Annotated in this window: 12 protein-coding genes; 9 read left to right on the top strand and 3 right to left on the bottom strand. The window is 60.3% G+C overall.

Going from position 1 to position 13,342, the window contains the following annotated elements:
- Positions 1-990: 990 nt before the first annotated feature.
- Positions 991-2,661 (bottom strand): diguanylate cyclase GcbA, encoded by a 1,671-nt coding sequence (gene gcbA, locus AC3WP4_RS20390; RefSeq protein ID WP_102615695.1) that lies wholly within the window; start codon positions 2,659-2,661, stop codon positions 991-993.
- A 286-nt stretch (positions 2,662-2,947) separates the two neighbouring features.
- Between gcbA and AC3WP4_RS20385 the strand changes: the two genes are divergently transcribed.
- From AC3WP4_RS20385 to AC3WP4_RS20360, 6 genes are all read left to right on the top strand, one after another.
- Positions 2,948-4,015 carry a DUF2333 family protein gene (locus AC3WP4_RS20385; RefSeq protein ID WP_074873450.1) on the top strand — a complete coding sequence of 356 codons (1,068 nt, stop codon included), beginning with the start codon at positions 2,948-2,950 and terminating at the stop codon, positions 4,013-4,015.
- 3 nt (positions 4,016-4,018) lie between these two features.
- Entirely contained in the window at positions 4,019-4,576 is a 558-nt protein-coding gene (locus tag AC3WP4_RS20380) for an NUDIX hydrolase (RefSeq protein WP_074873452.1), read from the top strand.
- A gap of 178 nt (positions 4,577-4,754) precedes the next feature.
- On the top strand, positions 4,755-5,126 hold the full coding sequence (locus AC3WP4_RS20375) for a translation initiation factor Sui1 (RefSeq protein WP_074873454.1): 372 nt from the start codon (positions 4,755-4,757) through the stop codon (positions 5,124-5,126).
- Positions 5,127-5,344: 218 nt separating this feature from the next.
- A complete protein-coding gene (gene speA / locus AC3WP4_RS20370; RefSeq protein ID WP_076028786.1) occupies positions 5,345-7,258 on the top strand; it encodes an arginine decarboxylase in 1,914 nt (637 codons plus the stop codon).
- A 233-nt stretch (positions 7,259-7,491) separates the two neighbouring features.
- On the top strand, positions 7,492-8,820 hold the full coding sequence (locus AC3WP4_RS20365; protein ID WP_102615696.1) for a type VI secretion system Vgr family protein: 1,329 nt from the start codon (positions 7,492-7,494) through the stop codon (positions 8,818-8,820).
- Positions 8,817-9,599, top strand: coding sequence for a DUF4123 domain-containing protein (locus AC3WP4_RS20360; protein WP_102615697.1), 783 nt, complete (start codon positions 8,817-8,819; stop codon positions 9,597-9,599). The genes AC3WP4_RS20365 and AC3WP4_RS20360 overlap by 4 nt, the downstream gene beginning before the upstream one ends.
- Positions 9,600-9,662: 63 nt before the next feature.
- On the opposite strand, the gene AC3WP4_RS20355 is transcribed toward AC3WP4_RS20360, so the two are convergent.
- Both AC3WP4_RS20355 and AC3WP4_RS20350 read right to left on the bottom strand, forming a co-directional pair.
- The gene (locus AC3WP4_RS20355) at positions 9,663-11,012 is read right to left on the bottom strand and encodes an MATE family efflux transporter (RefSeq protein WP_102615698.1); all 1,350 of its coding nucleotides are present in this window, start codon (positions 11,010-11,012) and stop codon (positions 9,663-9,665) included.
- Positions 11,013-11,172: 160 nt separating this feature from the next.
- Complete coding sequence (locus AC3WP4_RS20350) at positions 11,173-11,466, bottom strand: hypothetical protein (protein ID WP_074880469.1); 294 nt, start codon at positions 11,464-11,466, stop codon at positions 11,173-11,175.
- Between the two features lie 162 nt (positions 11,467-11,628).
- Between AC3WP4_RS20350 and AC3WP4_RS20345 the strand changes: the two genes are divergently transcribed.
- Genes AC3WP4_RS20345 through AC3WP4_RS20335 form a run of 3 tightly spaced genes read left to right on the top strand, consistent with a single transcriptional unit; the run spans position 11,629 to position 13,307 of the window.
- The gene (locus tag AC3WP4_RS20345; RefSeq protein WP_008011269.1) at positions 11,629-11,931 is read left to right on the top strand and encodes a MazG-like family protein; all 303 of its coding nucleotides are present in this window, start codon (positions 11,629-11,631) and stop codon (positions 11,929-11,931) included.
- A complete protein-coding gene (locus AC3WP4_RS20340) occupies positions 11,931-12,680 on the top strand; it encodes a methyltransferase (protein WP_102615699.1) in 750 nt (249 codons plus the stop codon). Before AC3WP4_RS20345 ends, AC3WP4_RS20340 begins: the two co-directional genes overlap by 1 nt.
- 12 nt (positions 12,681-12,692) lie before the next feature.
- Positions 12,693-13,307 (top strand): DUF4136 domain-containing protein, encoded by a 615-nt coding sequence (locus tag AC3WP4_RS20335; protein WP_102615700.1) that lies wholly within the window; start codon positions 12,693-12,695, stop codon positions 13,305-13,307.
- Positions 13,308-13,342: the final 35 nt, after the last annotated feature.

The following is a 13,342-nucleotide window of genomic DNA, read 5'->3' as shown; positions in this document are numbered from 1 at the left end:
ATCAACAAAGCAATCAGCAGGATCAAGCCGATCATCACACCTTGCATCAGCCGCACTTCGCCCTGGATCTGTCCGTGCTGGGCGCGAACCACCGGCTCCAGCCCGGCAATGGCCTGCTGCACGGCGGCGATTTTCAGGTGAGTGGCGGCGCTGAGATCGGTGCGTTTCTGGATCTGATCACGCGTGCGCGAGAGTTCGGCGGGATAGCGCGTCAGCAGGCTGTTGAGTTCGCGTTTGAGGCCAACGCCAGCATCCTCGGCAACAGTTTTTTCGGTGTTCTCCAGGCCCATCATCGCGGCGAAATCATCGGTGCCGGATTCGCTGCTGCTGGCTACACCCAGCAGCGGCAAAGCACTCAACAATTCAGCCTGAGTGCGGATGTTGGCGAGTTCACGCTCGACATCGGCGGCCAATTCGCTGCGGCCGCTGCTGACCAGTTTGTCCCGGGCCAGAGACAACTTGCCCAAGTGCTGGGCGGCGGCGAGCAACGGCGTCAGATACGCCGCGTCAGCGCTGGCGTACCGGCTGAGCTGATCGAGGCTGGCACCGAGTTCGCGTTCGGCCTGCAGCAGCAGCGCTTGCGGATCGCCGGCGAGTTTGCCAGCGGCCAGCAGGTCGGTTTTGCTGAATTCTTCGAGGTTCGACAGGCTCGGGCGCAAGGTGTCGGCCAAGGCCGGCGGCAACTCGCCGAGCTCCTTTTGCACGGCGTCGATGGCCTGACTGGCACCGCTCAGGCGCAGGGCATCGCCGCTGGCGAGGTAGTCGCCGATATTGCGCGCGACTTCATTTTGAAATTGCTGGGACAAGCCCAGGTAACGCTCCATCAAAAGATAGGGGCGCTCCAGGGCCTTTTGCGACCACCACAGTGTGGCGCCGAGGGCCACGCACACGGCGACTAAAAGGAGGGTATTGAGATTGGTCAGCAGCTTCAGGCGCATCGCGGGTCTACCAACGGCAGAATGTTAAGCGCCTGAATTTATTGCGTTTGTATTACAGGGTTATGACCGAATGGGTCGATTCCGATGAAAAGGTGGCACTTTGCTTTGATGTTCGCGCAGCCTGCACGCGATTGCGTCCGGCGTCTTTTGCGCGATACAGCGCTTCGTCGGCCTGGCTGGCCATCATCAGGCTGTCGGAGTGTTCACACAGTTCCACCACGCCGGCGCTGAACGTGCACCAGAGGTCTTGCGGTTGAGCCGGGTAGTGAATCTCGGCAAAGCGCCGACGGATTTCGTCGAGCACTTTGTGGGCCGATTCGAGATCGGTGTCCGGCATGACAATCGCGAACTCTTCACCGCCGTAACGGCCGATGAAATCGGTCTTGCGCAAGCGTTGCTTGAGAAACAGCGCCAGGCTCTTGATCACCCGGTCGCCCATGGGGTGGCCGTGGCTGTCGTTGACTCGTTTGAAGTGATCGATGTCGAGCATCGCAAAGCTCAGCGGCTTGTTTTCGCGGCGGGCGCGGAAGCTGCAGTCTTCGAGCAATTGCAGAATGTGCGTGTGGTTGTACAGCCCGGTGAGGCTGTCGCGGACCATTCGCGCTTTTAGATTGCGCGCCCGTGCCGCGCGGTTGCGCACGGTGGTGATCAGGTGCCGGGGCTTGATTGGTTTGGTCAGGAAGTCGTCGCCGCCCTCGCTCATGGCGTCGAGCTGTTTGTCCAGATCGTCTTCGGCCGACAGGTAAATGATCGGCACGCTGACGTAACGGTCGTTATGCCGGATCACTTTGGCCAGTTCAGTACCGGTGCAGGCTGGCATGTACATGTCGAGGATGATCAGGTCTGGCTGGAAGTCTGCGAGCTCGGCCATGGCCTGGATCGGTTCGATCAAGGTTCGCGTGACGATCCCGGCGCTGTTGAGCAGGCGCTCGGTGTGCAAGGCCTGGGCGCGGGAGTCATCGATGATCAGCACTTTATAAGGTTCGTACTGGGCGACGCAGGTCAGGACTTCGATTTTCTCCAGCAGGCTCGAGGCTTCGAGGGTGCCGGTCAGGAATTCCTGGCCTCCGGCCCGCACGGCGGCGAGACGAGTAGGGGTATCGGTTTCGTGCAGGCTGAAGAATAACAGCGGCAATTGATGATCGAGGCCTTCCTGGGCTTCGGCAGCCAGTTTCAGACCGATGCCGGTGCCACTGAAGTCCACGTCCATGACGATCGCCGCGGGCAAGCGCTCGATCATCGAAGAGCGGAACGCCGCAACGCTGTCGAGGGCTTGCGCGCTGAGTCCGAAGAATTCCAGTTGTTTGGCCAGGCGCTCGCCACGGTCATGATCCTGCAGCATCACGTAAACCGGCTTGCGCAGGGGTGGCAGAAAGGTCTGGTCCAGCTGATCGCCATGGCGCAGGCCAGTGCGTGACAAGCGTTGCATCAAGCGATTGAGGTCAGTGATCAATCCGCTGCTCAGGCGTCCGCGATTGGCATCGACAGCCTCCAGCGACTGACCGATGTGGCGCGCCAGCTGGGTGTGTTCAGGTTGTTCGAAGCGCTCGGCGAAACGCAGCAGGCGCAGGTTGGCCTCGCTCAGTTCCGATAGGTCGGTGGTGGACCACTCGCTGCGTTGCAGGCGCTGCCATATCTCAAGAATTTGACGTGCCTGATGAATTACCCGCTGGGCAAAGTGGTGCTTGAGGCGCTCACGGCTGGGGTCTTCTGGCTCGGTCATATCCTGACAACTAGTTAGGGGGCATGCTGAGGTTGACTGGTGGCTCTATGCTAGCACCTCTTTTCCATCGCATGAGTGTCGTACGTCAATTAACTGTAAAGCGACCTGATTCAGTTAATGACCGACTGGTCGCATAGGATCGAAGCTGTGCTTCATTTATAGTGGCCGTCGATCGTGGCAATTGTGCGGGTAGTGTTGACGCAGGATTTAATGCGCGGCAAACGAGGCACGATGAGATAGGGTTGTGGTCGAACCGATGAACTCAAGTGATTGAAAGGATATCGCCATGCTGGACTGGAAGAACCGCGCGGGCAGCGCGCCTGAACGTGCCGCTGAACCGAAGTCGGCCACCCGTAGTTACCTGGGTGGCCTGTTGTTCAGTCGGGCGCTGGCCACTCTGATTGGCCTGTACTTGCTGGTGGCTATTGCGCTGGGCTGGTACTGGAGCCAGGAACCTGCGCTGTTTCCGGTTCAGCAGAATGCCCAGATGGCCGCCGAGAAAGAAGGCAAGCAAATGGTCATCGGCTACACCACGGTCGAAACCCTCAAGACCGTCGCCGGTACTTTGCTGACCAAACCGGGTGGCTATATTTCCAACGACCGTTTCCCGCCGGGCCTGTGGATGGATAACACGCCGAGCTGGGAGTATGGCGTGCTGGTCCAGGTCCGCGACCTGACGCGAGCCTTGCGTAAAGACTTCGCCCGCTCGCAATCGCAATCTGCCGAAGACTCCGATCTGGCCAAGGCCGAGCCGCGTTTCAACTTCGACAACAAAAGCTGGGTACTGCCATCCAGTGAGTCCGAGTACCAGGAAGGCATGAATTCCCTGAGCCGTTATCAGGCACGCCTGTCCGATCCGTCGCAGAAAAACGCGCTGTTCTATGCCCGCGCCGACAACCTGAACAACTGGCTGGGCGATGTCGGCACCCGCCTGGGTTCGCTGTCGCAACGGCTGTCGGCCAGCGTTGGCCGGGTCAAGCTCAACACCGCGCTGAAAACCGAAGTCGTCGCGCCGGGTCAGGTGCCGCAGGTTGACGAAGAAATCGTCGAAACCCCGTGGATGCAGATCGACAACGTGTTCTATGAAGCACGCGGTCAGGCCTGGGCCTTGTCCCATCTGCTGCGAGCCATCGAAGTCGACTTCGCCGATGTGTTGGCCAAGAAGAACGCCACGGTCAGCGTGCGCCAGATCATTCGTGAACTTGAAGCCTCGCAGGAACCGGTCTGGAGTCCTATGATCCTCAATGGCAGCGGCTTCGGGGTGCTGGCCAACCACTCGCTGGTGATGGCCAACTACATTTCCCGGGCCAACGCCGCAGTGATCGATTTGCGTCAATTGCTCAATCAGGGCTGAGTCATGGTCGATAGCGCCAGAGAGGTCGCGCACCGCGCGGCCTCGGATGCCGAACAGATCGCCTGGGTGGACGAGCAGGACAACCTGCTCGGCGCCCTGGTCCGCTCCGACCTGCGTGAACGCGGGCTGATCGGACGCGGCACTTACATCATGCTGTTCAATTCCGCCGGTGAACTCTGCGTGCATCGACGCACGCTGAGCAAAGCCATTTATCCAGGTTTCTGGGACGTGGCGGCGGGGGGCATGGTGCTGGCGACCGAAACCTACGCCGAATCAGCTGCCCGCGAGCTGGAAGAAGAGCTGGGCGTGAGCGGCGTGGAACTGACCGCCCATGATCACTTTTACTTCGAAGACACCGGTAATCGGCTCTGGTGTTCGGCGTTTTCAGCGGTGTGGGATGGTCCGTTGATCCTGCAACCGGAAGAAGTCCTTGAAGCGCGCTTCATCCCTGTTGATCAAGTCCTGCTGGAAATCCAGCAAAAGCCTTATTGCCCGGACTCTCTGGCCGCCTTGAAGCGCTATCTTCAGGCCCGTGGGGCGGACGTCGCAAAAGAGGCATGAATTGGCGCCGATTGGCTCTTAGCAAGTCGGCTTTTTGCCGTTACACTGCGCGACCTTTTCAAGCTGAACCGGCATTGGCTGGCTCAGTAGCGCTGCCCCTGCCTGAGTGGGGCTTCGCGGTCGATGGCTCCCTCCCGGGTTGCCGCGACCAGTCTTTGTCCTCCCAAGAGGATTGCCGGTGGCCAAAAAAGCCGCATCCTTCGCCGCCCTTGGTGGGCTGGTGTTTTCCACCGACGCAGGTCGTCATTGCCCGGATTGCAGTAAACCGGTGGATGCCTGCATCTGCAAACAGACCGTTATCCCGGCCGGCGACGGCATTGCCCGCGTGCGTCGCGAAAGCAAGGGCCGTGGCGGCAAGACGGTGACCACCATCACTGGTGTGCCGTTGGCCGAAGAGGCGCTCAAGGACCTGGCCACGACGTTGAAAAAACGTTGCGGAACCGGTGGGGCGTTGAAAGACGGAATCATCGAAATCCAGGGCGATCATGTCGAGCTACTCTTGGCCGAGCTGATCAAACACGGTTTCAAAGCGAAGAAGTCCGGCGGCTAGCAGCCTCTGTGAAAACCACCCTCGGCTTGATCCAGTCCTGATCCGATTCAGGTTTGGCGTCGTCTACATGGTTTTCACAGAGCCTGTTCTGACCGGTTTCTAAACTCACTGCGGTCAGCGAGGTCTATCCCCTCGTTGACGAACCGTCATTTTCATTCTTTAGACTGCGCCGGCCTGAACCCAGGCGACGCTCTATGACTTCTTTATAGGGGACTTCAATGTCCGTACGACGCACACGCAAAGACGATGGCAGCCAATGGACAGTTGCGGACAGCCGCAGTGTTTACGGGATTCGCCATTGGGGGGCCGGGTACTTCGCGATCAATGACGCCGGTCGCGTCGAAGTTCGTCCGAACGGTCCGACCAGTTCGCCTATCGACCTGTTCGAGCAAGTCGACCAGCTGCGTAAAAGCGGTTTGTCCTTGCCGTTGCTGGTGCGTTTCCCTGACATTCTGCAAGACCGCGTGCGTCAGTTGACCGGCGCGTTCGACGCGAACATCGAGCGTCTGGAATACCAGAGCAAGTACACCGCGCTGTACCCGATCAAGGTTAACCAGCAAGAAGCGGTGATCGAGAACATCATTGCCACCCAGGACGTGTCCATTGGTCTTGAAGCCGGCTCCAAGCCTGAGCTGCTGGCCGTGCTGGCCCTGGCGCCGAAGGGCGGCACCATCGTCTGCAACGGCTATAAGGATCGCGAATTCATTCGTCTGGCGCTGATGGGCCAGAAGCTCGGCCACAACGTGTTCATCGTGATCGAGAAAGAATCCGAAGTCGGTCTGGTGATCGAAGAAGCCGCCTCGCTCAAGGTCAAGCCTCAGGTTGGCCTGCGCGTGCGTCTGTCGTCCCTGGCGTCGAGCAAGTGGGCTGACACCGGTGGCGAAAAATCCAAGTTCGGTCTGTCGGCGGCGCAATTGCTGTCGGTGGTCGAGCGTTTCCGCGCCGCTGGCCTGGATCAGGGCATTCGCCTGTTGCACTTCCACATGGGCTCGCAGATCGCCAACCTGGCGGACTACCAGCACGGCTTCAAGGAAGCGATTCGTTACTACGGCGAACTGCGCAACCTCGGCCTGCCGGTGGATCACATCGACGTCGGTGGCGGTTTGGGCGTGGACTACGACGGTACGCACTCGCGTAACGCCAGTTCGATCAACTACGACATGGACGATTACGCCGGTGTCGTGGTCGGGATGCTCAAGGAATTCTGCGACGCGCAGAACCTGCCGCACCCGAACATCTTCTCCGAAAGCGGCCGTTCCCTGACCGCTCACCACGCCATGCTGGTGGTTCAGGTCACCGACGTCGAGAAACACAACGACGACGTGCCGAAAATCGACAATAAGGAAGAACTGCCGGAAACCGTGCAGTGGCTGGTTGACCTGCTGGGCCCGACCGACATCGAGATGGTCACTGAAACCTACTGGCGCGCCACTCACTACATGAGCGATGTTGCGACCCAGTACGCCGATGGCAAGTTGACCCTGGCCGAGAAAGCCCTGGCCGAGCAATGCTACTTCGCCGTGTGCCGTCGCTTGCACAACTCGTTGAAGGCGCGTCAGCGTTCGCACCGTCAGGTGCTCGACGAACTCAACGACAAGCTGGCCGACAAGTACATCTGCAACTTCTCGGTATTCCAGAGCCTGCCGGACACCTGGGCCATCGGCCAGGTCCTGCCGATCCTGCCGCTGCACCGTCTCGACGAAGAGCCGCTGCGTCGTGCGGTGCTGCAAGACCTGACCTGCGACTCCGACGGCAAGATCAAGCAATACGTCGACGAGCAGAGCATCGAGACCAGCTTGCCGGTGCATGGCCTGAACGAAGGTGAAGACTACCTGCTGGGTATCTTCCTGGTCGGCGCCTACCAGGAAATTCTCGGCGACATGCACAACCTGTTCGGTGACACCGACTCGGTGAACATCTATCAGAACGCTGACGGCAGCGTGTACCACGCGGGTATCGAAACCCACGACACTATCGAAGACATGCTGCGTTACGTGCACTTGTCGCCGGAAGAGTTGATGACCCACTACCGCGACAAATGCGCCAGCGCCCGCATCACCGCCGCCGAGCGTACCCAGTTCCTCGACGCATTGCGTCTGGGGCTGACCCGTTCTTCTTACCTGTCTTCTTGAGGTAAGGCACTGCGCTCACCAGGTTGTCTGAAAATGTTCCGCACGTATCGGAAATTTCAGATGACCTGGTGAGATGCTTCTCGGATTTCACGCGAAATGACTTACATTCCTGGCCATCCAAGTGATGTGGTCTTCTTTTCGCGTAGGTCATTTCCTAAGTTGTACTTCGGCACTCTACTCGGCCAACTCTCTCGGAGAGAATCCCCGGCCGCCCCTCCTGTAGAGAATCGCCGATGTTCGATCCAGTCAACGAGCCGTCATTTCGTCTGGATGTAGAGGGTCTGCCCGACCCCTTTGAGGTCTTGGCCTTTACCGGTAGAGAAGCCATCAGCGAGCCTTTTGTGTTCGACGTGGATCTGCTGATCGATGACCCCACACTCGACCTTGCAAGCCTGCTGTACCGTCCGGCCTTTTTGCATGTCGGGCCAGCGGGAAATGGCTTCCACGGACAATTGCATGAACTCGTCCAGTGTGACCATGACCTGGTTGTCAGGCTCTGTCGCGTGCGTCTGGGGCCGAAGCTGGCATGCCTTTCCCTGCGCTTCAGTCAGCGAATTTTCAGCGCGCGCTCGGTGCCGCAAATCCTCAGTCAGGTGCTCAAGGAGCACGGTATCGTCGGCAAGAGTCGGCGCTTTGAGCTGAGTGGCGATTACCCGCCCCGTGAATTCTGTACGCAGTACCGGGAATCAGACCTGCAATTTATCCAGCGTTTGTGTGTCCAGGAACGGCTTCACTACCATTTCGAACACGACGCGCGCGGGCATTGCGTGGTTTTCGGTGATGGTCAGGGGCACTTTCGTTTCAGCGAGAGCGCGGTTTTCCAGGTCGAGAGCGAACAATCGGCCGTGCGGCAGTTCAAGCTTCTGGGGCGCGCTGGGCAGCCAGCCGCGCCGATTGCCGAAGGTCGAACGGACCTGGCGGCGCTGCGCAGCGGTCAGTTGATGCCGCTGTCCGGGCATCCGATCGCCGACTGCAATCATCTCTGGCTGCTGACCCGGGTGGAGCATCAGGGCAGCCAGGATTTAACGCAGTCCTACAGCAACCAGATCCATGCGATTCACTGGCAGGTGCCTTTTGTCGCGCTTCATTGCGCAGTGAAACCCAGGATGCACAGCCTGCAACGGGCCTGGGTGGTCAACATCGATGAGTCATGCCCCGATCCGTCCAGACCGGTTGCCGTGCAATTTGACTGGCTTTATCAGGGCGAGGGCGCCGTGCCCAGCCACAGTTGGCTGCCGGTGGCCGCTGAACTGGGCGACGCGGCGGTCGAGCAGTTGAATGAGGGTGCAGAAGTGGTTGTGAGCTTTATCGAGGGGGATCCGGATCAGCCGCTGATTACCGGGGTTCTTCACGTTCCTTCGTCCGTTGACGACATTGATAACGACGACCCGCTGCACACATCTGAGGTCGAGAAAATCGGGGGCTTGCTGGCGCTACTGCAATCGAGCGAACCATTGATGTTGCTATGCCTTCTGCCCGGTGGCGGCAGTTTCAACCATTGCACGCAGGTCCTCTGCACCTGCCGGGCCGCGAAGCGGTTTGGCCAGAGCGGTGCGGCATGATCGTCGCGCCCCCGCAATGGCTATTGCTGGATGTGCCGGGTTCGCCGCAGGCGGGGGTGGCGCTGCAACAGCAATTTGCGCATGCCCGGTGGTTCTGGTTGTTCGAAGGCACTGAGTGGCATGCGCTACATGAACACGGCCCGGCCCTGATCGACCTTCGGACATGCCCGGCGCTGGCCGGGTTGTGCCACAGCGAAGTGCCCCTCTGGCGCGGCTTGCTGATGGCCAGCGAGGTGTCGTCCTCGCAATTGCTGGAGCATTTGCGCCGCATGCTCACGGTCACAGTCGGTCTGCATCACCGAGCCTTGTTGAGTTACTACAACCCGCAAACGGCCAGTTACTTGTTCGATGCCTGCGATGCGCAGGAGCTGAGTCGCTGGCTGGGTCCTGTCAGCCATTTACGCTGGTTCGGCGGGACCTGGGCCGACCGCGCGATCGGCAGTCAAGGCTGGCAGCAACTGGTCAATCCGGGGCTTGCCGTCAGCCCTTTGGCGGTTGAAGAAAGCCTCAGTCCGCGTCAGCAGGAAAAACTGCAAACCTGCCTGCTGGAGCAACATGCCTGGCACTGGAGTCGATCCACCGGGACTGACTACAGCACGCTGTGGGTCCACCTACAGGAAGGGTTGGCGCTGGGGTTTACCGAGCGCCCGGTACTTGATGACTGGTTATGGCTACGATTGCAGTACCCCGGCGCTTTGCCTGGGCATGCGTTGCCGGGACTCACCCAGCAGGAGCGTCTCGATAGCCTGCGCAACCGGTGGCAGAACGATCAATCCTGAACGCACCGGTGCTCTGGCGTGCCGTTGCAGGACCTGCATTTCCCGCACACCAGCCATGCCGAGTCAGTGAGCTTTGCCTGCGAACCAGCCGTCGTTTTTGTGCAGGTACCAGGCAAACGCGCCGAGGGTCAGGCTGCGCAGCACCATGAACAGCAGAAAGGTTATCCACAGTCCATGGTTGCCCAAACCTTGCAGCGCCCAGGCAAACGGCAGCAGCAGAATTACCGTCAGCAACATGCCGTTGCGCATTTCCCGGGCACGGGTGGCGCCGATAAACAATCCGTCGAGCAGGTAACTCCCGACCGCAATCAGCGGCAGCGCGGCAAGGTAGGGCAAGTAAATGAATGCCGTGTCGCGCACGCTCTGAATGTCGGTCTGCATCTCGATAAACAAATGCCCGGCGAACAGGAACAGCACGGCAAAACCCAGGCTCGCCACCAATGACCAACCGCAGGCCACCACCAATGAACGGCGCAGGGCTTCTCGATCGCGAGCACCAATGGCATGCCCGCAAAGGGCTTCCACCGCGTGGGCCAGGCCGTCCAGCGCATGGGCGGTCAGCAGCAAACCGTTGAGCAGCAGAGCGTTGGCGGCGACGGTGGCATCACCCAGTCGCGCGCCTTGCACGGTGATCAGGAAAAACACCGATTGCAGCGCCAGGCTGCGGATGAAAATGTCGCGGTTGACCGCCAATAGCGGCCGCCAGCTCCGCCACAGCGCCAGTGCTGCCCAGACGATGTGGCCGGGATAGGCGCGCAAGGCGTTGCGCGTCATCAGCAGGCCGATCAGCGCGCCAGTCCATTCGGCGATTACCGACGCACGGGCCGCACCGACCACGCCCCACTCCAGCCCGAGAACGAACCACAGGTTCAGCGCGATATTCACCAGGTTGGTGCTCAGCAAAATGGCCAGCGGCGCTCGGGCGTTCTGCGTGCCGAGGAACCAGCCGACCAGCGCATAACTGGCCAGCGCCGCCGGCAGACCGAACAGGCGCGTGTGGAAAAACTCGCGGGTCAACTGATCCAGCTCCGCCGACGGCTGCATGAAATGCAGCGCGACCCCGCTCAACGGCACGCCGAGTGTCCCCAGCACTATGGCCAGACCCATTGCCAGCAACAGACCCTGCAGCAAGATCTGCCGCAAAGCCGCACCGTCCTCCCGCCCGGCGGCCTGTGCGGCGAACCCGGTGGTGCCCATGCGCAGAAAACCCATGGCCCAGGCGAGAAAGGTATACAGGCTGGCCCCGACCGCGACCGCGCCCAACTGATGGGCGTGGGGCAAGTGACCGACGACAGCGCTGTCGACCAGCGCCACCAGCGGTACGGAAATATTCGAGAGAATCATCGGCGCGGCGAGCGCCCAGACTCGACGATGGGTAGGGCGGTCGCGCCAGTCGGCGATCAGGTTGGACATGCAGGCTCCTTGGGGGAGCGGCATTGTAGCGACAGTTTGTGGTGATCGTTCCCATGCTCTGCGTGGGAATGACTCCTGTGACGCTCTGCGTCACGCCGTCAGGGACGCGGAGCGTCCCGGGCTGCATTCCCACGCAGAGCGTGGGAACGATCAATCGGGATCAATGGATTATCCAGCTCAGCAACCAAAGCCCCAGCAGCAACCAGATAATCCCCATGATGATCGACGCATTCATGAACGCCCGAATGGCCGACCACAACAGCATCAACCCCACGATCAGCGCAATGATGCTGATGATCGACGCATCCATGCCCAGTGCACTGGACAGCCCTTCGACAAAGTTGCTGCCGGCGTTGCTCAACAGGTTGAACAAGCCACTGAGGCCATCGACGATGAAACGGATAACCGAACCGAGAGCCTGGCCGAGCCATTCGAAAAAACTTTCTACCTGCATGTCGTGAGCGTCCTTGATGAAAGTGGTGGCGTGGTTGCCGGACTTGAGCCTTGGGCTGTCGAGCCGGGTGCCGAGTTCCCTCCAAGCATAGTGTTTTTGCAACGCTTGCCGCTTGCCTTCATTCCTTATCCCCCCGAAGCTATACGCCTTCAGGAGAGCCCGATGAACCTTGTTGAACTGACCGAACGCCTGCACGCCATCCGTGACCGCAATGACTGGCGGCAATTTCACAGCCCGAAAAACCTGGCCATGGCCGCGAGCGTGGAAATGTCCGAGCTGGTGGAAATTTTCCAGTGGCTGACCGAAGACCAGTCGCGCCAGTTACCGGCGGACAAGCTCGCCCATGCCGGGCAGGAAATCGGTGACATCGTGCTCTATCTGCTGCTGTTGTGCAGCGAGTTGGGATTGGATATGAATGAAGTGGTGCGCAGCAAACTCGCGGACAGCGAACGGAGGTTCAGCTGATGAGCGACCGTCATTTCGATCAACTGGCGACCCGTTTCGCCGAAAAGATCTACGGCGGTGCCAAAGGCGCGATCCGTCTGGCGGTGCTTCAGGCCGACCTGGCCGAAGCCTTGCCGGACCGACCTTTGCGCGTACTGGATATCGGTGCCGGCCTGGGCCACATGTCATTGTGGCTGGCCCAGCGCGGTCATGAAGTCACGCTGGCCGAACCCGCCGAGCCGATGCTCGAAGGCGCCCGCCAACGCTTTGCCGATGCAGGGCAAACAGCGACGTTCATCCAGGCGCCGTGGCAGGATCTGCTCGGCCAACTCACCGAACCCTACGACCTGGTGCTGTGCCACGCCGTGCTGGAATGGCTGGCCGAACCCCATGCGATCCTGCCGGTGCTGCATCAATTGACCAAACCAGATGGCTGGTTATCCCTGGCCTTCTACAACCGCGATGCGTTGATCTATCGCAACCTGCTCAAAGGCCACTTCCGCAAGATGCGCAAGAACGACATGGCCGGCGAAAAGCAAAGCCTGACCCCGCAGCAGCCGCTTGATCCGCGTGAACTGGCGGCGCAACTTGAAGGCCTGTGGCAGGTCGAAAGCCAGAGCGGGGTGCGGGTTTTTCACGATTACATGCCGGTGGAATTCCAGGCTCGGGTCGAACTGGCGGACTTGCTGGAAATGGAACTGGCCCACCGTCGTCACCCAAGCTTTGCCGGGCTTGGGCGCTACTTGCACTGGATCTGTCGGCCGGTCTGATCGGAGCGCGAAATGAACAGTCGTTCGGGGTTATTGTTGGTCTGTCTCGGCTTGGCGGCCTGTCAGGGCAGCAACCCTTATGTGGCGTCATCCAACCCCTTGCCACCCGCGCCGCCTCAGGCGGCCAACACCTTCGACCGCAGCGCCTACCCGGCACCGCCGCGTGACTACGGGCGTTACCGCAGCTGGGCCTGGCTCAACGGACAGTTGCCGCCGGGCACCGCCTGGGCGGATTCGGCGCAGGTCGCCGAAGCCGTCAGCAATGCGCTCGATCAACGTGGCTTGCGCCCGCTGCAGGATAACCGCCCGGCCGACCTGTTTGTCAGCGCCGAGCTGCACCTGGAAACCCGCCTGCGTCAGGTTCGCGACGACTATGGTTATTACGGTGGCGGCTATGGCGGTTACAACCGCTACGGCAGCGGTTACGGCCTATACAACACCGTGCCGATCGTGCGGACTTATCAGGAACAGGTCGTGGTGGTGCGGGTTGATCTGTTTGACGCTCAGAGCGGTCAGCCGGTATGGAGTGCCAGCGCCGAAACCAGCAATCGCGGCAGCGAGAGCGAGCGTGCCGATGCGATACGCAAGGCTGTAGAAAAGGCGATGTCGGCGTATCCTCCCAATTAGCTTCCGTAAGGAAACATTCCGCAGGTTCATGTCTT

It is taken from the genome of Pseudomonas sp. FW305-20 (assembly GCF_058788075.1).
Note: the sequence above shows the minus strand (reverse complement) of the source record. Positions and strands in the feature narration are given on the sequence as shown.